We start from the raw sequence: 22,836 nt of genomic DNA on the forward strand, positions 1-22,836 counted from the left end.
AAATGCCTTTGTGCACTGGAAAATGGGATGTTTACCATCGGTTGGATAATGGGAGCCGGATGAGCTGAGAGGTTCACGTCCGGTTCTGCGAGGGGCTAAGGGTGAGATTCCTTTGGTCTACTCACCCCTATAGTCAAACAAATTCAGGCTGGGTCTATACTGCCTTTATTATTGATGTGTTCTCACGAGCAATTGTTGGATGGAAAGTATCTACACGGATGAATACAGATATGGTACTCGATGCACTTGAGCAAGCATTGCACGATCGAGGCATGCCAAAGAATGTGATTCATCATTCCGATAGAGGTGTTCAATATCTTTCCATTCGCTATACCAATCGTTTAGAAGCTGCAAATTTACGAGCATCAGTCGGTACAACTGGTGATTCATACGATAATGCTCTGGCTGAAACGGTGAATGGCTTATACAAAACAGAGGTGATTGAATATTTAAAAGCAGATTGGCAAGGTTTAGCAGATGTACAACTTGCGACACTAAACTGGGTAGATTGGTTCAATAAAAAGCGTGTACACAGTGCACTGGGTTATGTATCACCTTTTGAGTTTGAAGCAATGTACTATGATAAGATTAACCCGTTAGGTCAGGTGGCCTAACTTAAATAAAACAGTCTCCGACAAACCCGGTACGGTTCACTTTCCCACTAATACGAATAATTATCTTTCAATCTTTGCGCTATTTCTTTATATTTATGAAGTTTTACCTAACTATATAAATATTGAGGGATTTTTGTGAAACATTTTTTTCTTATACTAACTTTTGGGTTGTTAATCACTACACTTTCAGGATGTGCAACATCTCGTGGACTTATCCAAGTTCCAACCTCTAATCAAGTTTCTACACAAGAGGCCAGTAATTCTAAAAAAGTGATTATTGCACTTGTTGAAGATGAAAGGTCTTTTCAAGATAAACCACCAACTGCTGATATCCCATCTTTAAAAGGTGGTTTAGCAAAGGCTACGGCTGAAGAAAAAGCAAAAGCTGTAGCTCGAAAGCGTAACGGTTATGGAAAAGCTTTAGGTGATATTCTTTTAGAGAAAGAAACGGTTTCTGAATTATTAAAGAAACGTACAACTCTAGCACTTAAGAAATCAGGCTATGAAGTTCTTGAAGATAATGCTGCCAATCGGGCGAATGCAGACCTAGTTTTGAATATTAAAATTAATAAATTCTGGTCTTGGTTCCAGCCAGGATTTGCATCTATTAAAATCCATTCTGAAATTGATACCGATATCTTCAATACGAAGAAATCGCCAGCTGAACCTATTCACGTTTACAGCAAAGTTGTTAGATCAGCACAGGTAGCCAATGGTACAAAATGGATTGAAAATATTGATAATGTTTTGAATGACTATGAAGCTAAATTAATTTTATCTTTGCCTAGAGTTACCCCCTAATAAATCATTTTAGATCCAAATTATAGACTCTTAGAATAAAGCTCTTTTAGAAGAGCTTTATCATTTTATCTATCTGTTAGATTTCCCAGTCTACATTCAACTTCACATAGGCTTTGTTGCACAAACCTATCTGTAAAGGCTTTTTCAGCAATATAATTTTCAAATGAAGAAGCTTACATACAAAATCTACCGCACAACCAATTGGTCAGCATATAACCAAGCACTCTTTAATCGTGGGAATATTGACATTTGGTTCGATCCAAAAACACAATGGCATGCAGAACCGCAAGGCAAATAAGGTCTAAGTAAAACTTACTCCGACATAGCGATTCAATGTATTTGATGATCAAATCTCTATTTAGACTCACTTTACACAGGGTTACTGGCTTTGTTCAAAACTTAATTAAACTTTGCGGATTGGATTGGACAGCACCAGATTACAGTATGCTTTGTAGAAGACAAAAGCATATTGATATTGCAATTAGTTATCAGAAAAACAGTGATGGGCTTCATCTACTCGTAGACTCTACAGGCATGAAGTTTGTGAATGTACAATGAGGTCCTTAGCTGGTTTTTGATTGTGAATAGCCATATTCGATGCATCACAAACAAGCTTGGCTGTCATACGCTCATTTAAGCTGTAGCCAACCACTTGTTTCGTGTAAACGTCTTTTACAACTATTAAGTACAACAAGCCTTCAGTCGTCCATATATACGTAATATCACTCAATCACGCTTGGTTTGGTTTAATCATTGAGAATTGTTGCTCAAGCAAATTTGGATAGATCGCTCAGTTATGGTCACTGTTCGTCGTTCTTTTGAAACGTTTGTGGTACTTACAATGCAGCTGATTTAACTTTTTTATCTGACATACTGCATATGTACTAATTTTTACGACCTGAGCCTGTAAATGCTTGGTTAAGCGAATATAGTCATAGCTCTGTTTCGTTTATTTGTGCGCTATTTTGACCAAATTTGTTTGTTGATTTCGCTGAACTAATCGTTTATTCACACCTCGTTTTAGCCAATTATAAAAGTGTGAAACTAATACATGAAGTAATCGTGCCATCAAAATAATCGGCAATCAGTGTTTTTGCGATTTCATATAGGCGTACCTTACTGACGTACTTTGGCAAAGTACGCTGCTGCCTTTTTTAGAAATTTACGTTCCATTTCAGCGGATTTAAGCTGTTTGTTTAAGTTGCTTATTTTCTTCGAGCAAAGCGTTTAGGTCAGGTGAATACTGTTTAGTACCAGCTAAAGTCCCTGCCTTTGCCTTATTGTTCCAATGCGAAAGGGTCTGCATGGAAATGCCGAGTTCTCTAACTGTTTCGGATACATTGCCTTGATTGGCTTCTAATGCTTTGATGGCTTCAGATTTAAGTTCTACCGTATACGTCTTGTGTTTCTAGCTCATGGTAAACTCCTGATGAGTATGTATAGTTTACCAAGTTAAAACCTCCTGTTTTTTCAGCATACAGCAATTGATAATTGAATGGATTTCACAGTTTTATTTTTGAAAACAACATGGTTTTGTTATTTTTTGTGAAAAATTTAACTCGGTGTTATAATTACACACCTGATAATTGTCAATTTTTTAATTACTGATCATGATGATGCAACTCCACGTGTCCCACTTAAATCTAAGTTCGATTGATCAAGTGTTATCAGCTATACAACACATTCCTGCGATGCAACGCCGGCGCTTATCGCGCCTAGCAAAGCTGGCTATGAATAGTGCAATACAGACTTTAAATACACACAAAGTCGATTATATTGTTTGGGTGTCGCAATATGGTGATGAAGCCAAAACGCTGAATATATTAGAAGATGTCTTGAGAGGGCAAACGCCTTCACCGACTCAATTTTCAACCTCGGTACATAATGCAATTTCAGGCTTATATTCTATTTTATGTCAGGATGCGACACCTGCGACCAGTTTGGCAGGTTCGTGGAATGATGGGTTGATTGAAGCTTATGCATGGTTAAAAACAAGGCCAGAAGCCTGTCAGGTTTTGCTGGTGTATTATGATGAAGCCTTGCCTGAAATGTATATCGAGCATCAGCCATTTTCTGCTTTTGCGATGGCAGCGATGATTTCATTAGCGCCTGCAAATTTGATATTGATGCCAAAGCATACGAATGCAACGCCAGCCTATCAGCAAGCTTTAGCATTTAACACGTTTTGGACTAATCCTGAGCAAACTGAATCTGAAGCGTGGACGAAATGCTGAAATTAAATCGAATCAAGCAAAAAGCCAACTATGCATGGCGGGTTGGGGCGACAGGATTTAGCTTTGCCAGCTTTGGCTTAGGCGGTGTGGCGATTGGCGGTTTGGTTGCCCCTCTGGTTAAGCTGAGTTCGTCTGATCTGGATGTCCGAAAACAGCGCACTCAAAAGGTGATTAAACACAGTTTTAAAGGTTTCACCGAAATGATGGTGAAACTGGGCATTATGACTTATACGGTTGAAGGTTTAGAGAAATTAAAAAACAGTCAACAGGAGTTGGTGATTGCCAATCATCCGACACTGATTGACGTGGTGGTTTTAATTGGTTTAATGGAGCAAGCAAACTGTGTCGTTAAGCAGGCACTGTGGTCAAATCCATTTACCAAAGGTCCTGTGCAAAGTGCGGGCTATATTTTAAATGCGGGTTCTGAACAATTTATTCAGGACTGTGTACACAAATTGCAGCAGGATCATGCCGCGTCCTTGTTGATCTTTCCTGAGGGAACAAGAACAGCAAAAGGTGAGCAGTTGAACGAGTTTCAGCGCGGCGCAGCCAATATTGCACTAAGGGCAGGGGTACCGATTCGGCCTGTGCTAATTAGCTGTACGCCCTCGACACTCACCAAAAACGAAAAATGGTATCACATTCCAGAACAGCCTTTTCATATCCATGTAAAAGTCTTGGATGCGATCCAAGTGGAAGACGTATTGGATGACGTAACGGTTAATCCAAAAAATGTACGTCAATTAAATCAACAATTACAATGGTTTTTTAACCAAGAGTTATCCCTAAATGACGAATCTTGCTGATGAATTAAAGCAAATGATTATTGATGTCCTTGCCCTTGAAGACATCAGTATTGAAGACATTGATACAGACGCGCCTTTGTTTGGCGATGGTCTAGGTTTGGACTCGATTGATGCCCTTGAATTAGGCTTGGCATTGAAAAAACGTTATGGCATTCATTTGAATGCAGAGTCTGCAGAAACCAAAGAACATTTTAAATCAATTCAAAGCTTAGTGGCTTTGGTTGAAGCACAGAAAACAGCATAAGAGGTTGCTATGCTTGCACAAGAAACCGTGTTAGAAAAATTACGTGAATGGATGGAAGAGTTGTTTGAAATTGCGCCTGAAGATGTGCAATTAGAGTCAAACCTAGCTTCAGACCTCGATGTTGACAGTATTGATGCCATTGATTTGGTGGTAAAAATTAAAGAGTTGACAGGCAAACAAGTCAACCCTGAAGATTTTAAAAATGTGCGCACCATTCAAGATGTGGTGGTCGTGATTCAGAATATGTCAGTTGCATGAACAACATCTTAAAAGGGGTAGCAGGGATCGGTTTGATCCTCTATCCTTTTTTTGTCGCTTATGCTTTGGCACATGGACAGTATGTCTGGGTCAGTGCGGTATTGATTGTACTGGGCATTTTACGTCTCTTGAGTAAGGGCAATGCCCTGCTGTGGCCATTGACAGGTTTTGCCATTTTATGTGGCGGGCTGAGTTTGATTTTAAAAGATCATGCGTGGCTTAAACTCTATCCTGTCTTTATGAGTCTTGGGGCGCTGTTTATTTTTGCCAGCACCTTGATTCGACCGCCTTCAATGATTGAGCGTTTTGCACGTTTGGCAGAGCCTAATCTGCCAGAAGAAGGAGTCGAATGGACCCGTCAAGTGACCAAAGTTTGGTGTGGTTTTTTTTGCATCAATGCGGTCATTGCCCTGATCACTGTTTTCTTTGCACCGATGAAAATTTGGGTGATGTATAACGGCTTGATCTCTTATGTCTTGATGGGTGGACTGTTACTGGGTGAGTTTGTGTTGCGTAAACGCCAGCAACGACTGCATCAGGCACAGAAATAACAGCATTTCCGTCAGGGCAACTGAAACAGTGGCCTCGAACTATAGCGATTAGAAATACGGTTTTTAAAAACAAATTTTATGTCTTGTCATTTTCAACACCATCTCCATTCATCGCGTCCCTTGTGTATTCAGGCGGACTCAAGTTTTGTGTCCTTTCACACTTTTTGGTTGGATGTAGCTGAGCAGGCTACGCAAATTCAGCAGTTGGAACAGCCAGTATGGGCGCTTTGGGAACAAGACAGTTATGAGTTTTTGGTATTGTTGTTTGCAGCCTTGCAAGCAGCTAAGCAAGTGCTGTTGCCGCCGCATCGGGTCAGCGACTTAGAAAAAGAATTGGCTGAACAGCAGATTTATTTTTTAAAACGTTTGCCGTCGACAGCCGCGTCAACCTTTGAGCTTCAATTTGATGCTGCCTTTCTCAATCAGGCACAGCTGTATTTCTATACTTCGGGTTCAACAGGGCAGCCGAAAAAGATTCCGCGCACCTTGCAACAATTGTTCAATGAAGTCTGTGGTTTGGAAGCCAGTTTTGATTTGCCTGAGCGGGCAGTTGCGATTGCCACGGTGAGTCATCAACATATTTATGGTTTGTTGTTTAAGTTGTTGTGGCCCTTAGCCAGTGGACGCAGTTTCTATCAAAAACAACAGGCTTTCCCTGAAGATGTGGTCGATCTTCAAAAGAAAATTGCCCATCTGCAACTGCCCAATTACCTGATTTCAAGTCCTGCATTGTTGAAGCGCTGGACCACAGATGTAGTGTTGCAAGACTGCCATCGGGTCTATTCCTCTGGTGGAAAGTTGGATGCAGGCGTGCGTCCTTTGCTGAACCGTCCGATTACTGAAGTGTTTGGTAGTTCTGAAACAGGCGGGATTGCTCACCGTCAGGCGGATGATGCACTATGGACACCCTTTGCCAATGTCGAAATTAACTGCGCCGAGCAGCAAGAGTTAGCCGTTAAAACCAACCATGCCTATAGCGAGGATTGGATTCTGACGGGAGATAAAGTGCAGGTTATGGATGCAGATAATCCCAAAAGTTCGTTTCAGTTGTTGGGGCGTTTGGACCGCATTGTCAAACTCGAAGAAAAGCGGTTAAGTCTCGATGCGATTGAAGCAAAAATCGCTGAGTTGGCAGAAATACAGCAGTGCCATGTTTTAATTCATGAAAAAGAACAGCGTCAGATGTTGGCGGTGGTGGCAGTGTTAACGGATGATGCAAGGGCGCTGCTCATTGAAAAGGGTAAAGCTGCCTTTACCGCACAGCTGAAAAAACACTTACAACTGAAATTGGAAAGTATCGCGATTCCGCGGCAGTGGCGGTTTTTAACGCAAATGCCACAAAATGCACAATCGAAGCTGAACAAACAGTATTTAAAATCACTCTTTCAGCCGATGACTCTGCCTGTGGTATTGACACAGCAGTCACAGGATATGCAGATCACTTATGCTTTGGAGTTTGTGCCTGAGCTGGAATGCTTTAAAGGGCATTTTCCGAACTTCCCGATTTATCCGGGCGTAGGGCAAATTGGATTTATTCAACATTTTGCCAAACAAAACTGGGCAGATTTACTGTGGTGCAATGGTTTTGAGCAGTTAAAATTTCAAGGACTGATCCAACCCTATCAAACGCTGGAACTGGTGCTCAGCCGTAAAGCACATAAGATCAGTTTTGAGCTGAAAAATCATGACAAAATATTGGCATCAGGACGTTTGCTGTTTGCTGTCCCTGTAGACGTTTAAGCCGAGAGACAAAAATGAAACACTGCTTTGTGATTCCTGTGTATAACCATCCGCATTATTTGGCTGCGTTACTGTCACATTTAAGCGCTTTTGAGTTACCCATTATTATGGTGAATGATGGCAGTGATGCTGATTGTACAACAGTGTTACATCAGCTTGAGCAGGACTACCCAAGGGTCGATTTGGTTGAACATACCCACAATCAAGGGAAGGGGCAGGCGGTGATCACGGGTCTCAAGCATGCCTTTCAATGTGGCTATAGCCATGCTTTGCAACTGGATGCGGATGGACAACATGATTGGCAGGATGTGCAACGCTTTTTAGACACCTCTATCCAGCATCCCGAAGCCATGATTATTGGTCAGCCGATCTTTGATGCGACTGTTCCAAAAAAACGTCTCTATGGACGTTATGCAACCCATATTTGGGTGTGGATTAACAGTCTGTCTTTTGACATTAAAGACAGCATGTGTGGCTTTCGTGTTTATCCTTTGGCGCAGACGGTGAACATTCTAAATACAGCCAAGTTTCAACCGCGGATGGGCTTTGACTCGGAAATTTTGGTGCGTTTGAAATGGGATAATGTGCCGTTTATCAATTTGCCCACGCATGTCGTTTACCCTGAAGGTGGCATTTCACATTTTGATGTTTGGCGTGACAATTTGGGCATGGCGCGCGCGCATAGTCGCTTGTTAGGTGGCATGCTGCTGCGGTTCCCCAAACTGATTTATCAGAAAGTTAAAGGCTAAGGCGGTCAGAGAAGCATATGCAGAAATGGAGCGCCGTGAAAGAGCGGGGCGGGATGTTGCCGCTGATGCTGATGCTGGGTTTCTACCGTTTGGGTGGGCGCTGGCTGTGTCGGGTCATCTTGTACTTTGTGATTTTATGGTACTGGCTCTTTTCCAATACCGCGCGTCAGGCTTCTCTGTTGTACTTAAAAAAACTGCATCATTTTGCAGGTGCACAGTCACCGTTTCAGGCTGAGCCGCAGCTTTGGCATAGCTATACGCATTTGATGCAATTTGGCGAATGTATTTTAGATAAAATTGAGGGCTGGCTCGGGCATATTCCTGAGCAGAACTTAAAGCTGCATGGTCATGCGCATTTTCGTTCGCACTATCAAAAAGGTGCGGTGATTGTGGTGTCACACTTTGGCAATATTGAATTGCTTCGTGCCGTCAAAGCAGAGCATCCGCAGAGAATTAATGTGTTGGTCTATCAAAAACATGCCACCAAATTCAATGAGTTTTTAAAAAAGCTGAATGAACATGCCGATGTCAATTTGGTTTCGGTGGATGAGTTGGGAATTGAAACAGCACTGATTTTACAGGATAGGTTGGATCAAGGTGAATGGGTGATTGTGGCTGCAGACCGCGTACCTGTGCAGTCAGATCGGGTACAATCGGTTGCGTTTTTAGGTGAGCAGGCGCTGTGGCCACAAGGTGCATGGATTTTGGCCAGTTTGTTGAAAGCTCCTGTGCTGGCAGTGTTTTGCTATCGAGTTGATACACATTTTGAAGTGCATATTCACCCAGTGGCGGAGCAGTTAAATTGGCCACGTAAAGAGCGTTTACAGGCCATGCAGCAGACCACACGACAGTATGTGGAACTTTTGGAACAGCATTGCATACGCGCGCCCTTTCAATGGTTTAATTTTTATAATTTTTGGAATAAAGGATAAGTCTTGTGTTAATTGTTGGGGAAACTCCGCTCAGTATTGAAGATGTTGTGGCTGTAGCGCGTAAAGAAAAACAGGTGGCATTGCCTGCCTCTGCTGAATGGACAGCATTGATTCAACGTGGCGCAGATTTCCTCGATCAGCTGTTGCAAGACGAAGGCGTCATTTATGGCGTGACCACGGGCTATGGAGACTCGTGCTTGGTTGAAATTCCGGCCCATCAAGTGCATGAGCTACCACTACATTTGTCGCGTTTTCATGGCTGTGGCATGGGACAAAACTTAGACTTAATTACCGCACGTGCTGTCGTGGTGGTGCGTTTATGTTCATTGGCGCGCGGCTATTCGGGTGTTTCGCATGCCTTGTTACAGCGTTTGGTCTGGATGCTGAATGAAGATGTCATTCCGGTGATTCCCTCAGAAGGTTCGGTGGGTGCCAGTGGTGACTTGACGCCTTTGTCTTATATTGCTGGGGCCTTGGTCGGTGAGCGCGATGTGTACTATCAAGACCAGATCGTACCGATTGCACAAGTGTATGCCGAAAAAGGTTTGGAGCCTTTGGTGATGCGTCCTAAAGAAGGTTTAGCCCTGATGAATGGTACAGCGGTTATGACCGCGATTGCCTGTTTGAATTATAAAAAAGCCGAACAGATTTCTTTTGCCAGTACTTTGATTACCGCCCTGAATGTTTTGGCTTTAGAAGGGAATCCAAGCCATTTTGATGAAGTCTTGTTTGCGCAGAAACCACATCCGGGACAACAACATATTGCAGCTCAGTTACGTGACTGGTTAAACAGTGACGTGCAGACCGAACACCAAAGTTCGCGCCTGCAAGACCGTTATTCACTGCGCTGTGCACCGCATGTGATTGGGGTGTTTGAAGATTCTAAAGTCTGGCTGCGTCAGTTTATTGAAAATGAGCTGAATTCAAGTAACGACAACCCATTGATTGACCCAGTGAACCTGCGGGTACTGCATGGTGGACATTTCTATGGCGGACATATTGCCCAAGCCATGGACAGCCTGAAAATTATGATCGCGAATATTGCTGACTTGATGGATCGTCAGTTTGCGCAGTTGGTCGACTATAAAATGAACAATGGTTTGCCGCGCAATTTAACCGGTTCAAGCCCTGAGCGTTTGCCGTTGAATCATGGCTTTAAAGCGGTGCAAATTGGGGTTTCGGCATGGACAGCAGAAGCCTTGAAACAAACCCTCGCTGCGTCGATTTTCTCACGCTCAACCGAATGTCATAATCAAGACAAAGTCAGTATGGGTACCATTGCTGCGCGTGATGCCAGTCGAGTGATTACCCTGACTGAACAAGTGATTGCGGCACTCAGCTGTGCAGCGGTTCAGGCGGTCAAACTCAAAGGGGTAGATACAGAACTCAGCCCTGTTTTAACAGCATTTCAACACTGGGTGCTTCAGAGCTTCACCTATGTAGTGGAAGATCGTCCTTTGCAACAAGAGCTTCAGGCATTGGTTCATCGCTTTGAGGATTTAGAACTGTTAGACAGCATTGCTGTTCAATATTCATAGGAAATGAGCATGCATGCTGATGTAATCATTGAAGTGCCTTTTCATGATGTCGACACCATGAATGTGGTGTGGCACGGGCATTATTTAAAATATTTTGAAATTGCACGCTGCAAATTGCTGGATCAATTTCACTATAACTATAACCAAATGCGTGACTCGGGCTATGCATGGCCAGTGATTGAAAGTCATGTGCGTTATGTACAAGGCATTGAGTTTGAGCAAAAAATTCGTGTGCGCGCCGTTTTGAAAGAATGGGAAAATCGCTTAAAAATCGAATATCTGATTTTCGATGCAGTTTCAGGCAGAAAGCTGACCAAGGGTTATACCTCGCAAGTGGCGGTACATATTGAAAAACGTGAAATGTGCTTCCAGTCACCACAGGTGTTGCTGGACTGTTTAAATGCATGGCCTGAATTTAAAGCGGAGTAATGCAAGCATGATTCGATACAAATTTTTTAAGCCGATTTTGGTTGCGTGTACAGCCAGTATGATGACTGTGCTTGCTCCCGCAGTGAATGCACAAAATACTGAATTGAAACAGGTGTTTGCTCAGCTCGGTGCAACGCCTGTGGTGCGTGCCCAATTTGAGCAGCAGAAAAAACTGGCCGCTCTGAATAAAACCTATGTGTCCAAAGGCACGGTGCTGTTCAGCAAAAACCAAGGGGTGCTGTGGCAGATTCAAAGTCCAGTCAAAGCCGATTTGGTGGTGACACCGCGTAAGCTGGTACAAAAGACGCAGCGCACGTCCAGTCAAATTGAAGTCGATAAGACTCCTTATGGCTCTGTAGCGACGATGTTTTTGCAGTTGATGTCGGGCAATGAAGCGGCACTCGCTAAAAACTTTAACGTGGTGTCTGCCAATTACAGTCCGACGCAGTGGAATGTCAGCTTAACGCCGAAAAGCAGTCTATTTAAAAAGCTTTTTGTCCAAGTCGATGCGCAAGGTCAGCGTTATGTGGACCGTATTACGATTTTGGAACAAGCCAATAATCGCACCATCATTCGTTTTAGCCAGCAAACGGCTCAACCTCAAACTTTAACGGCTGCGGAAAATGCGCTTTTCCAATTGGCAAAATAAATTTAGCGCCCTGTGGTTGTTGCTGTTGTGTGTCATTGCTTTGGCACTGGGCGTGGCTTGGCTGAATAAAGGCATTAAGATTGAGACCAATATTTTTGCTTTGTTGCCTGAGGCCCATCAAGATGCTCATCTGGAACAAGCACAGCAATATGTCAGTCGGCAGTTAAATGACAAAGTTTTTGTGGTGTTGGATGCCAAAACAGATCAGCAATTAGAACAGGCAACGCAAGTACTCAAAACCCAAGCCGACCAAAGTCAGCTGTTTTTACCCGTTCGTCCGCAGCTTGATCCTGATCAATTTGCCCAAGCGCTGTATCAACATAAGGCGGGGTTGTTATCCAAGACAGATCAACAGATTGTGCAGAAGCAGGATGATGTCGCACTGACAGAGCAAGGCTTATTACAACTGATGAGTCCGGGCATGCCAATCACGGCTGAAATTCTCAAGCAAGATCCCTTGCTGCTGTTTCCCCGTTATGCAGTGGGTTTAAGTGCCTTACAAAATAATGCCGATATCAATTTAGAGCAGGGCTTTGCGACCATTCGTGATGAGCAGGGCATCTCGCGCCTGATGGTGCTTCAGCTCAATAGCAGTCCCTATAACATTGCCTACCAAGAGCAGACTGCTGCATTTATTCAGAATATCAATCGGCAGCTCAACCAGTTGCAGGTTAAACCGCACTGGACAGGCACGTTATTGTTTGCACAGTTTGGCACCAATTCTGCCAAAGAGGAAATCTCGACTATTGGCGTGGGTTCGACCATCGGAATATTACTACTGGTCTGGTTTGGCTTCCGTTCGATACGCCCGATGCTGACGGAAATGGTTGCAGTAGGTACCGGCAGTCTGGTGGCCTTTGCGGTGACGTATTGGGTTTTCGGTGAAATTCACCTGATGACACTGGTCTTTGGCGCCAGTCTGATAGGGGTTTGTGTCGATTTTTCATTTTACTTTATGGCCATGCAGTCTCAGCACCGACAGGTGGATGGATTTGCAGTTTTAAAACCATTATTGCCAAGCCTATTTGTGGGTTTGATGACTACATTGTTGGCTTATGTAGTGCTGAGTTTTACCCCATTTCCGGGTTTTAAGCAGATTGCGGTCTTTTCCATGGTTGGACTGAGCGCCGCATGGGTGACCAGTATTTTATTGTTGCCACGTTTGCCTGCGCTGAATGCGGAACCTGCGATACGTGCTTTGGGCTTTATTGGCAAAGCACGCAGTTATGTGCAGAGTCGAAATACGCTGCGTTATGGCATGATTGCACTGATTCTACTGGTGATGGGTAGTAGTCTCGCCTTGCTGAAAAGCAATGATGACATCCGTAATTTACAAAGTATGGATGCCACCTTAAAGCAGGAAGATCAATATATTCGTTCGCGTTTTATGCAACAGCAAAGCAGTGAATACTTTGTGGTACAGGGCAGAACCCCAGCAGAGTTGGAGCAGCGCGAACAGCAACTACTGGCAGAGCTTGCGCCCTTACAACAGGCTGGCAAGTTGGATGCTGTACAAGCTTTAGGGCAGTGGATTCCCTCGCTTGAGCAGCAGAAGCACAATATCGCGATGTTGCAGGCGATTCCCAAGCCAGCTTTAGTGAAATATGCGCAAGCGCTACAGCTCAACGCAGCGGATGTTTTAAACTGGCAAGCCCATTTAAAAGACCAACCGTTGTTGACCGAAGCAGTCATTAAAGATCATCCTCTGCATTTTCTGCAGATGAGTCCGACACAACGTTTGGTGATGCTGCAAAATGTGCATGATGTCAAAGCCGTACAGCAGCTTGAGAATGCTGATGTACAACTGTTACGTCCCGTTCATCAACTGTCTGAATTGTTTAAACAGCACCGTGAGCAGGCACAGTGGCTATTACTCAGCGCTTTGGTGATTTTAGCCATTGGCTTAGGGACACTATATGGCAAAAAATCCATTCTGCCTTTGGTGTTGCCTGTCAGCATGGCCTTAATGACCACGTTTGCGATTCAAGCATGGCTGGGTGTCGAGATTAATTTATTCAGCATTATGGGTACCTTCCTAATCATTGGGATTGGGGTGGACTATGCGATTTTCTACCGCCACGGACATGATCATCCGCAGGTGGTGGGGATGGCTTTATTCCTGTGCATGATGTCGACGTTTTTTAGTTTTGGTTTGCTGTCCTTTAGTCATACCTATGCCATTCACAGTTTTGGCTTAACAGTGTTGCTGGGCGTTATTTTTTCATTTATTTATGCCACACTTTTTACATCCTCCGATGCAAAACATGTGGTGGTTCAACAATATCAGCCAAAGAGCTGAGTCAAAGGGTACAGTGCAATGAGCACCATGCAACAGACAGATGTTTTAATTATTGGGGCGGGACCATCAGGCAGCTCGGCTGCAGCTTTGTTGCGCCAAAAAGGTTACCAAGTCACGGTCATTGAAAAGCAATATTTTCCGCGTTTTTCCATCGGCGAGTCTTTATTGCCGCAGTGTATGGTGTTTTTAGAAGAAGCGGGTTTATTGGAAACGGTGCGTGCACATGCCGACGAATATGCCTTTCAGTTTAAAAATGGCGCGGCTTTTTTAAGAGGCAGACAGCGTAGTTTTTATGACTTTACCCAAAAATTTAGTGAAGGCCCAGGCACTACATGGCAGGTCCGACGTGCCAACTTTGACCAGCTTTTGGCACAGCAAGCCGAAAAAATGGGCGCGGACATCCGTTTTGGCCATGAAGTCTTGGCCGTCGATGTCACATCCACACAGCCGATTTTGACGGTCAAAGATGAGCAAGGCAACAGCTACCAAATTCAAGGCAAGTTCCTGTTAGATGCCAGTGGTTTTGGCCGTATTTTGCCGAAGTTTCTCGACTTAGAAAGCCCGTCGGACTTTCCTGTGCGCCGTGCAGTCTTTACCCATATTGAAGATGGTTTGTTGGATGACCCTGAGTTTGACCGTGAGAAAATTTTAATTACTGTGCATGAAAAAGATCATCGTGCGTGGTATTGGCTGATTCCCTTTGCTGATGGGCGCTCTTCATTTGGCATCGTGGCGGAGCAAGATTTCTTTGAAAAATATGGTTATGACGGCAGTGCAGATTATGACCTTGAGGCCTTGCAGAAACGTATTTTAGCCGATGATGCCAGTTTGTCACATGTACTGCGTCACGCCAAACATGATACTTCTGTCCGTACTTTGGTGGGCTACTCTGCCGATGTGAAACATTTGGCTTCCAACAACTATGCACTACTGGGCAATGCCGGTGAGTTCCTTGATCCTGTCTTTTCTTCGGGAGTGACTATTGCTTTGAAATCGTCCAGTCTAGCCGTACCATTGGTCGAGCAAGTGCTGCAAGGTCAGGCAGTAGACTGGATGGAGCAATATGAAAAGCCACTACGTAAAGGCATTCAAGTATTTCGTGCCTATGTCGAGTCATGGTATTCGGGGGAGTTTCAGGATGTGGTGTTCTCCACTCATCAGGATGAAAAAATCCGCCGTATGATTGCTTCCTTACTGGCAGGTTATGCGTGGGATGCAAGCAACCCGATTCATCGTAATGCCAAGCAACGCTTGAGCACTTTGGCCGAATATTGCCGAGAAGAACAACCGCAAAAAGAGTCGTTGACTGATGAAACTTAAGCTGCGTTTGAAAACCGTCAGTTGGGTTTTAGCCAGTGCTCTGCTCTGTAGTGCCTGCCAAAGCTGGATTCCCAAGGCGCAGGGACTCGCGACCCCGCAGTGGGCTGCGCAAAATTATCAACGTCAAGATCAAATCGAAGTGCAGTGGAAAACCCAGAGTTTCAGCTTTTTACTGTATCAGCAACAACGGGGGCAGTCGCTTGATATGTTAGCGCTCAGCCTCACAGGGCAACAGTTGTTTAAACTCAGTTTTGATGGTCAAAAGGTCGAAGTTGAACAGCGGATTGATCCAATGAAACGGTTGCCTTTTGATTATGTGGTGCGTGATATTCTGTATGCCACTTATCCAAATTTTGCTGCCTTACATACTGCTCAAAATGCTGTCGTGCAGAAAGACGATACCATTTATATACAGCAGCAACCCGTGTTGAAAATTCAGCAAAATGAAGGAGCAATTGAACTGGATAATCTGCAAGTGCCTTATCAAATGGTGATCAGCACGGTGAGCAATACTTTAGAAGATGATCAAGGTGACCATCATGACTAAAAATCTACAGCATGTTTCAGCCATGGGTATTCAGTTCAGTGTGGCGCTGTCGGCTTTGGGGCAAAATGCCACTGAGCTTCAGCATGCCTTAACAAGCACAGAAAATACTTTGTCACAACGAGAGGATTTGATCGCGGGGCGTTCGGTCTGGGTCGGTGCATCGGATCAAGCCTTGGTTCAAGCAGTGCCTGAAAGCTTGAGCAGTGCAGATTCACGGAATCTACGCTTTGCCCTGACGGCTTTGGCGCACATTGAAACTGAAATTCATGCTTATACAGCACAGTTTGCTAAACAACGTCTTGCTGTGATTATCGGCACGTCAACCTCAGGCATCGCAGATAATGAGCCTGTCTTAAAAGTCCAGTTTCAACAGTCTGTACCGCAGTCTGTACAGCACCAAAAGCAAGAAATGGGCAGTTTAGCGAAAGCCTTACAACAGTATTTGGGCTGGGAAGGGCCTGCCTATACCATTTCTACCGCTTGCTCCTCGGCAGCTAAAGCGCTGGCGGCGGGGCAACGTCTGCTGAATGCAGATCTGGCCGATGCTGTCTTAGTCGGTGGAGTCGATACCTTGTGCAAGCTGACTTTAAATGGTTTTGATAGTTTAGAAAGCTTATCGAGCGGAATTTGTCAGCCCTGTGGTGCCAACCGTGACGGCATCAATATTGGCGAAGCTGCAGGACTATTTTTACTGTCCAAAGCACCTGCAGCTGTGATGTTGCTGTCGAGTGGTGAGTCAATGGATGCATGGCATATTTCAGCACCGCATCCAGAAGGACGAGGGGCTGCGGAGGCGATGCAAAAAGCTTTAGATATGGCACAGCTTGAAGCAGGCGATATTGGGTATTTAAATTTGCATGGGACTTCTACACCGCAAAATGATGTGATGGAGATTAAGGCGGTGCAGACTGTTTTTGCAGATTATCCAGTTGCACTTAGTAGCACCAAACATAAAACGGGACATTGTCTGGGGGCGGCGGGTGCAATCGAAGCCTTTATTTGCCAGCAGGTTTTATTAGATCAATCTTGGTTGCCGCTGCATCATGCAGGTGAATTGGACGATGCTTTGGCTGGGCAAAATTATGTGTTTACACCGCATTTAGCTGCACCGATTCGCTATGCGATGAGTAATTCTTTTGCTTTTGGTGGGAGCAACATCAGTTTAATTTTCGGGACGGTTTTGTCATGATGGACGCAGTACAGTTTATTCCACATGCGAAACCGATGGTTTTCGTGAGTCATTTGATTGAAGCCAATGATACATTTGCGATTGCAGAACTTCATATCACAGCTGATTTGATGTTTTGTGAGCCAAATGGCTTGCCCACATGGAGCAGTATTGAGCTGATGGCGCAGACCATTAGTGCCTATGCAGGCTATAAAGGGCAAACCAAGGGTTGGCCACCGAAAATTGGCTTTTTATTGGGAACGCGTAAAATGCAGTTGCCTTGTGCCTATTTTAGTTTGGGCACAACCGTGCGGATTCGAGTAGAACAAAGTTATCTGCACGAGGGTTTGGGGCAGTTTCATTGTGAAATTGAATATCAAGAACATCGGTTCAGCGCCATGTTGAGCGTATTTGAGCCTGAAAATATGAATGAAATCATCGGAAAATTAGTGTGAACAGAAGAATTTTAGTCACGGGTTCGAGTCGTGGGATAGGTAAAGCGATTGCTTTGGAGTTGGCAAAGGCAGGCTTTGATGTCACGGTCCATGCCCGTTCAAGACAGTCTGAGGCCGAAGCGGTGGCTCAGGAAATTCAAGCGCTTGGACAGGCCAGTCATGTACTGATGTTCGATGTGAATGAGCGTGAAAAAATTGCCGCTATTTTAGAGCAAGATATAGCACAGCATGGTCCTTTTTACGGTGCAGTGCTGAATGCAGGATTAACCCGTGATGGTGCTTTCCCCGCACTGACTGATGAAGACTGGGATGATGTGGTCTCGACCTCTCTGAACGGTTTTTATAATGTGTTGAAACCATTGATGATGCCAATGATCCGCTTTAAAAAGGGTGGACGTATTGTGACATTATCTTCAGTGTCTGGAATTATGGGGAACCGTGGTCAGGTCAATTATAGTGCTGCCAAAGCAGGCTTAATTGGTGCGACCAAAGCATTGGCACTAGAGTTGGCAAAACGCAAAATTACGGTGAACTGTGTGGCTCCGGGCTTGATAGAAACCGAAATGGTCACAGAGGAAGTCAAAGAACATGCCTTGAAAATGATTCCGATGCAACGTATGGGGCAGGTGGAAGAAGTCGCTAAAGCGGTAAAGTTTTTATGTAGTGATGATGCCAGTTATATCACCCGCCAAGTGCTTTCAATTAATGGAGGCCTGATCTAATGAAACGTGTTGTTGTAACAGGCATGTCTGGGATTACTTCTTTGGGTGAAACCGCAGAGCAAATTTTTGAGCAGTTTACACTCGGTAAAAGTGGCATTCGCTATATGCCCGATTGGGAGATCTATCCTGATTTACGTAGTAAATTAGCTGGTCCAGTTGAGTCATTTACTGTACCGAAGCATTTTAACCGTAAAGTTACTCGTGGTATGGGGCGTGTTGCCTTAATGTCCACGGTATGTGCTGAAAAAGCATTGGAAGACGCAGGTTTACTCCATGCTGATATCTTAAGAAGTGGCGATGCAGGCGTGGCTTTTGGTTCTTCTGCGGGCAGTGTGGATGCTGTGCGTGAGTTTGGTACCATGTTGCTTGAGCATGATATGAGTCAACTCAATGCCACGACCTACATTCGTATGATGTCACATACCAGCGCGGTCAATATGACGGTGTATTTTGGGCTAAAAGGTTTAACGCTGCCGACCTCAAGTGCGTGTACTTCCGGTTCGATGGCCATTGGACAAGCTTATGAAGCGATTAAATACGGCAAGCAAACTGTGATGATTGCAGGTGGAGCAGAAGAGCTCAGCGCTGCGGGTTCAGCTGTGTTTGATGTACTGTTAGCGACCAGCGTTCAAAATGATCATCCAGAGAAAACTCCGCGTCCCTTTGATGCAAATCGGGATGGTTTGGTTGTTGGTGAAGGTGCAGGCTGTTTGATTTTAGAAGAATATGAACATGCTCAAGCACGTGGAGCGACTATTTATGCTGAGATCATCGGTTATGGTAGCAATACTGATGGTCAGCATGTGACGCGACCTGATTCTGAGATGATGGGACGCTGTATGCAATTGGCACTGAAAGATGCACAGCTTACTGCTGCGGATATTGATTATGTTAATGCACATGGCACTTCGACTGATCAGGGTGATATTGCTGAATCACAAGCAACTGTGCGTATATTGGGTCAAAAGCCAATCAGTTCATTAAAAAGCTATTTTGGTCATACTTTAGGTGCATGTGGTGCAATTGAAGCATGGCTCAGCATTGAAATGATGCAACGTAATCAATTCGTGCCAACTTTAAACTTAGATAACATTGACCCTGCGTGTGCGGAATTAGATTATATTTGTGGTGATATTCGCCCGATGTCAGCAAAAATTATTATGACGAATAATTTTGCCTTTGGTGGCATTAATACATCATTAATTTTCAAAAATAATATAGACCATAACTGAAACAGAGGGTAAAAAATGGGGTTTAAAAAAACACTATCTATCTTATCAGCAGTGAGTATGCTGGGATTAACAGCTTGTAGTACTGTAAAAATTTCTGATTATCCGCAGCGGCAATTAATGACAGCAAAATATGCGACTGCGGCTGATATTGTGAACAATATTCGACTTGGTGTTGGGCAAAATGCGCGCACTGGTTGGGTAGTTGAACAGGCAGATCAGACAAAGGTAGTTGCGGGTTTAACCCGTCGTAGCCATTATTTACAAGTAACCTATCTCATCTCAGGTAATCAAGTCAGTTCACAAATTACAGGTAGCCGTAATCTCGATCAACGTGGTAATAAAATTCATAAAAATGCGATGGCATGGAAGGCACGTTTAGATAATTCGGTATTTACACAACTTTCAAAAACGTTAAATTAAATAAGAGAGCAATTACTATGAATATTAAGCAATTTGGCTTCACAGCTATTCTGGGGCTAGCTGCATTTACATCAGCACATGCAGCTGACCAAATGCATGATTTCAATTTCCAAGAAGCTGTAAGCCGTGCTGTTGCTGATGGGGTTTTGGATGGTTCAGTAAAATTTTATTTGGCGGGAACCAAGTCGGGCGGTAAGGTGATTGAAAAAGGCTTAGTGACCAATAAAAAGACCAATGGTTTTGCCAAATCTGCGGAAAGTTCATGTGATCATGTACTTCGTTCGGCATTGATTCAATTTCAAAATACAGCCAAAGCCAAAGGCGCCAATGCGGTGACCAATCTGGTGAGTTTCTATAAGTCCAATGAAACACGTAGCACCACGACTTACCAATGTGCGAAAGGTACGGCATTAGCAGGGGTGGCATTAAAAGGTGACTTAGTAAAGTTCTAATATGGTCTGATAGCATGGTCTTTCTAGAAACAAGAGAAAGACCTTATCTGACTGGATTGGTCGCTGCGGTGTGGAACTGGAACCTTTGGCCAATGCTTTAAAAGAGGTGGTGCTGCAACAGCAGGTGCTGCATGCCGATCAAGCGCCGGTCACCATTGTTAGCGGCAGTGTAAAAATGACCCCCTAATGGCATTTAAAAACTGCCCCCCCCTTGGTTAATATAGCGGTCATTTTGGACTGCTCAACATGTTAACTTTGGAGCAAGCAGTGACAATCCAAATACTTCATCAGCAAGGTAAATCTATTAAAGCTATTACTCGTGAACTGGGGGTGTCCAGAAATACCGTACGTAAATATTTACGGCAAAACACCACACCTCAGTATCAGCGTATACAGCCTAGAATAAGTATCCTTGACCCATATAAAGCCTATTTACTCCAACGTGTAAACGCAGCTCATCCTGAATGGATTCCTGCTGTTGTGCTCTACCAGGAAATTTTAGGGTTGGGATATCCAGGAAAGATCAGGATCTTGAGGGAATATCTTGCAACATTAAAACCAGCTGCTCAACCGGAACCGATCATTCGTTTTCAAACCCAACCTGGCCAACAAATGCAGGTAGATTTCACGACAATTCGACGCAACAACACGACTGAACCGTACTGGGTTTGTCGGAGACTTTTTTATTTAAGTTAGGCCACCTGACCTAACGTGTTAACCTTATCATAGTACATTGCTTCAAACTCAAAAGGCGATACATAACCTAGTGCACTATGTACACGCTCTTTATTGAACCAATCTACCCAATTTAGTGTCGCAAGTTGTACATGTGCTAAACCTTGCCAATCTGCTTTTAGATATTCAATCACCTCTGTTTTGTATAAGCCATTCACCGTTTCAGCCAAAGCATTATCGTATGAATCACCCGTTGTACCGACTGATGCTCGTAAATTTGCTGCTTCAAAACGATTGGTATAGCGAATAGAAAGATATTGAACACTTCTATCGGAATGATGAATCACATTCTTTGGCATGCCTCGATCGTGCAATGCTTCTCATCACAGAGATCTAGAGTCCGATAATAGGTTGAAGGGGCGATCGGTAAAATTCTACAAATCGCCTCGACTCCGTACAGCTCTTTATTATGGATAAAATCCACCATTATTTGTGAGGGCGGTCGAGCTCCGCCTGGGCGAAAAAAGCGGCTGCTTTGCGTAGAATTTCATTGGCACGCTTTAATTCTTTAATTTCACGTTCCATTTGCTTCATTTTTTCTTGGTCAGATATCTGTTGTACTTTGGCAGGATTTAGTTGATCCATATGCTTTAAATACCAAACACGCAATGTTTCAGGAGTACAACCGATTTTAGGAGCAATAGCTGTGATTGCTGCCCAAGTAGAAGGATAATCTTTTTCAGATTCAATTAGTAATTGAACCGCTCTTTCTCTAATTTCGGGGGTATAGTTTGGTTTTTTCATCGGAATAGTCTCTCAGAATATTGAGTCTCCGACAAACCCGGTACGGTTCATTTTCAATTCCAAACATATCATGTTCTTCATGACCACTTGGAAGATCAAGAATTTCGATTTCCTTGTTAAAAATTTCTTTGAGGCTTTGCATTAAAAGCTCTGTTTTACCAGACTGCATCATAAAATCTGTACTAAGTATTGTAATTTTCTCAATATCGCTTTTATTTTCTAGAAAATAACGTGCAGATTCTAAATTTGCTTCAGGATGTCCCGTTGTGCTTAGTAAAAGTATGCTCATATCGATTTTTATAATAAAAATAATGCATTGAGTATGGTAAAGGATTGCAGCACAAGTTAGAAGCTTTAATAGAAGAAGGAGTGTGCTGTGATGCTTTATCTCAACATGCTAGCTCATATTGCTTCCTTTTAGTAATTTAATCTCTGTTGCACTTCATTTGAGAATCTAAGAGTTTAAAAAATATCTTGATGAAAAAACCTTATCTTAATGTGACATTAGTCGAGACGCTTAAAAAATGGTGGAGTTCTAAAAGTTATGCTGGCTTCAGTTGTCAATAAAATTATAGAAAATATTCTGATGGAAAACATCTTATTTTCAAGGCTTCACGACATTTGATTGGTAATTAAAATAGCATCAGCATACTTTTTGAAACACTACCAAAAAATTGAGCCATTTTTATTCAGTGGTAGAAAGGCTTTGTTGTACAAAGATTTAAAAATTAAAGTTTTAACTACGCTATCCAAATTTAAGATACAGCTAGGGGGTACCTAAATTTGTTCTCTAATAAAGTTGATTGATTTCGCTTACCATTTGCTTACCAGAATCAAGAAACAAAAAACCCCTCACGATTAATGCACGTAAGGGGTTGTTTTATATGGTGGGCCCACACAGACTTGAACTGTGGACCAACGGATTATGAGTCCGCTGCTCTAACCAACTGAGCTATAGGCCCTATATTCTGAATGTGTTATTTATCAACAAGTTCAGACGCAAAGCATACTAGCGAAGATTTTTTTAAAAGACAAGCCTTTTTCTTCACGGCTGCACACTAACACAACAAATTGGCTGTAGTTGCAGCAGTTGAGCTTGGATTAGACCAAAATGCACAAAGTGCCGAATCCTATCGTGATGTAAATCACGACAAAAGTTATCAAACAGTCAAAATAACCTTATAATAATGCCCATTC

At 43.5% G+C, this 22,836-nt stretch carries 22 protein-coding genes, 1 tRNA gene, 6 pseudogenes and 1 other annotated feature; of the genes and pseudogenes, 25 read left to right on the forward strand and 4 right to left on the reverse strand.

Annotated features, from left to right (window positions below; genetic code table 11):
* Nucleotides 1-128: 128 nt before the first annotated feature.
* The 3 genes and pseudogenes from FTU16_RS07105 to FTU16_RS07115 all read left to right on the forward strand — a co-directional run.
* Nucleotides 129-614: pseudogene (locus FTU16_RS07105) on the forward strand (IS3 family transposase); the annotation flags it as partial.
* 135 nt (nt 615-749) lie between these two features.
* Nucleotides 750-1,415, forward strand: a complete 666-nt coding sequence (locus FTU16_RS07110; RefSeq protein ID WP_180003145.1) for a flagellar biosynthesis protein — start codon at nt 750-752, stop codon at nt 1,413-1,415.
* A 163-nt stretch (nt 1,416-1,578) separates the two neighbouring features.
* Nucleotides 1,579-1,961, forward strand: a pseudogene (locus FTU16_RS07115) (transposase); the annotation flags it as partial.
* Here FTU16_RS07115 and FTU16_RS07120 read toward each other — a convergent pair.
* Nucleotides 1,960-2,823, reverse strand: a pseudogene (locus FTU16_RS07120) (IS3 family transposase); the annotation flags it as partial. The pseudogenes FTU16_RS07115 and FTU16_RS07120 overlap by 2 nt on opposite strands.
* A 205-nt stretch (nt 2,824-3,028) precedes the next feature.
* On the opposite strand from FTU16_RS07120, the gene FTU16_RS07125 reads away from it, so the two are divergent.
* From FTU16_RS07125 to FTU16_RS07230, 22 genes and pseudogenes are all read left to right on the forward strand, one after another.
* Nucleotides 3,029-3,649, forward strand: coding sequence for a beta-ketoacyl synthase chain length factor (locus tag FTU16_RS07125; RefSeq protein WP_180007391.1), 621 nt, complete (start codon nt 3,029-3,031; stop codon nt 3,647-3,649).
* Nucleotides 3,643-4,455, forward strand: coding sequence for a 1-acyl-sn-glycerol-3-phosphate acyltransferase (locus tag FTU16_RS07130; RefSeq protein ID WP_005090856.1), 813 nt, complete (start codon nt 3,643-3,645; stop codon nt 4,453-4,455). Before FTU16_RS07125 ends, FTU16_RS07130 begins: the two co-directional genes overlap by 7 nt.
* Nucleotides 4,439-4,699: a phosphopantetheine-binding protein gene (locus tag FTU16_RS07135; RefSeq protein WP_005090854.1), complete on the forward strand. Its 261-nt coding sequence runs from the start codon at nt 4,439-4,441 to the stop codon at nt 4,697-4,699. The genes FTU16_RS07130 and FTU16_RS07135 overlap by 17 nt, the downstream gene beginning before the upstream one ends.
* A 9-nt stretch (nt 4,700-4,708) precedes the next feature.
* Nucleotides 4,709-4,957, forward strand: coding sequence for an acyl carrier protein (locus tag FTU16_RS07140; protein ID WP_005090852.1), 249 nt, complete (start codon nt 4,709-4,711; stop codon nt 4,955-4,957).
* Nucleotides 4,954-5,508 (forward strand): septation protein IspZ, encoded by a 555-nt coding sequence (locus tag FTU16_RS07145; RefSeq protein WP_005090850.1) that lies wholly within the window; start codon nt 4,954-4,956, stop codon nt 5,506-5,508. The genes FTU16_RS07140 and FTU16_RS07145 overlap by 4 nt, the downstream gene beginning before the upstream one ends.
* A 78-nt stretch (nt 5,509-5,586) precedes the next feature.
* Nucleotides 5,587-7,248, forward strand: coding sequence for an AMP-binding protein (locus FTU16_RS07150; protein WP_180007370.1), 1,662 nt, complete (start codon nt 5,587-5,589; stop codon nt 7,246-7,248).
* A gap of 14 nt (nt 7,249-7,262) precedes the next feature.
* The gene (locus FTU16_RS07155; RefSeq protein WP_168369547.1) at nt 7,263-7,997 is read left to right on the forward strand and encodes a glycosyltransferase family 2 protein; all 735 of its coding nucleotides are present in this window, start codon (nt 7,263-7,265) and stop codon (nt 7,995-7,997) included.
* Nucleotides 7,998-8,014: 17 nt separating this feature from the next.
* Nucleotides 8,015-8,929, forward strand: coding sequence for an acyltransferase (locus FTU16_RS07160; protein WP_168369546.1), 915 nt, complete (start codon nt 8,015-8,017; stop codon nt 8,927-8,929).
* Nucleotides 8,930-8,934: 5 nt separating this feature from the next.
* Nucleotides 8,935-10,467: a histidine ammonia-lyase gene (gene hutH, locus FTU16_RS07165; RefSeq protein ID WP_168369545.1), complete on the forward strand. Its 1,533-nt coding sequence runs from the start codon at nt 8,935-8,937 to the stop codon at nt 10,465-10,467.
* Between the two features lie 9 nt (nt 10,468-10,476).
* Nucleotides 10,477-10,896 (forward strand): thioesterase family protein, encoded by a 420-nt coding sequence (locus FTU16_RS07170; RefSeq protein WP_005012597.1) that lies wholly within the window; start codon nt 10,477-10,479, stop codon nt 10,894-10,896.
* 7 nt (nt 10,897-10,903) lie between these two features.
* Nucleotides 10,904-11,545, forward strand: coding sequence for an outer membrane lipoprotein carrier protein LolA (locus FTU16_RS07175; protein WP_168369544.1), 642 nt, complete (start codon nt 10,904-10,906; stop codon nt 11,543-11,545).
* Nucleotides 11,520-13,844, forward strand: coding sequence for an MMPL family transporter (locus tag FTU16_RS07180; RefSeq protein ID WP_180003140.1), 2,325 nt, complete (start codon nt 11,520-11,522; stop codon nt 13,842-13,844). The genes FTU16_RS07175 and FTU16_RS07180 overlap by 26 nt, the downstream gene beginning before the upstream one ends.
* Nucleotides 13,845-13,862: 18 nt before the next feature.
* Complete coding sequence (locus tag FTU16_RS07185) at nt 13,863-15,164, forward strand: NAD(P)/FAD-dependent oxidoreductase (protein WP_168369542.1); 1,302 nt, start codon at nt 13,863-13,865, stop codon at nt 15,162-15,164.
* Nucleotides 15,154-15,711 carry a DUF3261 domain-containing protein gene (locus FTU16_RS07190; RefSeq protein ID WP_168369541.1) on the forward strand — a complete coding sequence of 186 codons (558 nt, stop codon included), beginning with the start codon at nt 15,154-15,156 and terminating at the stop codon, nt 15,709-15,711. Before FTU16_RS07185 ends, FTU16_RS07190 begins: the two co-directional genes overlap by 11 nt.
* The gene (locus FTU16_RS07195; RefSeq protein WP_168369540.1) at nt 15,704-16,900 is read left to right on the forward strand and encodes a beta-ketoacyl-[acyl-carrier-protein] synthase family protein; all 1,197 of its coding nucleotides are present in this window, start codon (nt 15,704-15,706) and stop codon (nt 16,898-16,900) included. Before FTU16_RS07190 ends, FTU16_RS07195 begins: the two co-directional genes overlap by 8 nt.
* Complete coding sequence (locus FTU16_RS07200; RefSeq protein ID WP_180003139.1) at nt 16,897-17,334, forward strand: 3-hydroxylacyl-ACP dehydratase; 438 nt, start codon at nt 16,897-16,899, stop codon at nt 17,332-17,334. The genes FTU16_RS07195 and FTU16_RS07200 overlap by 4 nt, the downstream gene beginning before the upstream one ends.
* Nucleotides 17,331-18,056 carry a 3-ketoacyl-ACP reductase FabG2 gene (locus FTU16_RS07205; RefSeq protein ID WP_180003138.1) on the forward strand — a complete coding sequence of 242 codons (726 nt, stop codon included), beginning with the start codon at nt 17,331-17,333 and terminating at the stop codon, nt 18,054-18,056. The genes FTU16_RS07200 and FTU16_RS07205 overlap by 4 nt, the downstream gene beginning before the upstream one ends.
* Complete coding sequence (locus FTU16_RS07210) at nt 18,056-19,288, forward strand: beta-ketoacyl-ACP synthase (protein WP_180003137.1); 1,233 nt, start codon at nt 18,056-18,058, stop codon at nt 19,286-19,288. Before FTU16_RS07205 ends, FTU16_RS07210 begins: the two co-directional genes overlap by 1 nt.
* Before the next feature lie 57 nt (nt 19,289-19,345).
* Nucleotides 19,346-19,708 (forward strand): hypothetical protein, encoded by a 363-nt coding sequence (locus FTU16_RS07215; protein ID WP_227515218.1) that lies wholly within the window; start codon nt 19,346-19,348, stop codon nt 19,706-19,708.
* A 17-nt stretch (nt 19,709-19,725) separates the two neighbouring features.
* On the forward strand, nt 19,726-20,160 hold the full coding sequence (locus tag FTU16_RS07220; RefSeq protein WP_005090826.1) for a hypothetical protein: 435 nt from the start codon (nt 19,726-19,728) through the stop codon (nt 20,158-20,160).
* Nucleotides 20,161-20,194: 34 nt separating this feature from the next.
* Nucleotides 20,195-20,320: pseudogene (locus tag FTU16_RS07225) on the forward strand (transposase); the annotation flags it as partial.
* An 86-nt stretch (nt 20,321-20,406) separates the two neighbouring features.
* A pseudogene (locus tag FTU16_RS07230) lies at nt 20,407-20,814 on the forward strand (helix-turn-helix domain-containing protein); the annotation flags it as partial.
* Nucleotides 20,815-20,852: 38 nt separating this feature from the next.
* On the opposite strand, the pseudogene FTU16_RS07235 reads toward FTU16_RS07230, so the two are convergent.
* The 3 genes and pseudogenes from FTU16_RS07235 to FTU16_RS07245 form a co-directional block, all read right to left on the reverse strand.
* Nucleotides 20,853-21,639: pseudogene (locus FTU16_RS07235) on the reverse strand (integrase core domain-containing protein).
* Nucleotides 21,251-21,364 (reverse strand) — a sequence feature (AL1L pseudoknot). (Overlaps the previous pseudogene by 114 nt.)
* A complete protein-coding gene (locus tag FTU16_RS07240; protein WP_180003135.1) occupies nt 21,608-21,928 on the reverse strand; it encodes a hypothetical protein in 321 nt (106 codons plus the stop codon). Before FTU16_RS07240 ends, FTU16_RS07235 begins: the two are co-directional and overlap by 32 nt.
* A 596-nt stretch (nt 21,929-22,524) precedes the next feature.
* Nucleotides 22,525-22,601 (reverse strand) — tRNA-Ile (locus tag FTU16_RS07245).
* Nucleotides 22,602-22,836: the final 235 nt, after the last annotated feature.

It is taken from the genome of Acinetobacter sp. YH12069, assembly GCF_013419675.1.
In the GTDB taxonomy this organism is placed as follows: Bacteria; Pseudomonadota; Gammaproteobacteria; order Pseudomonadales; family Moraxellaceae; genus Acinetobacter; species Acinetobacter amyesii.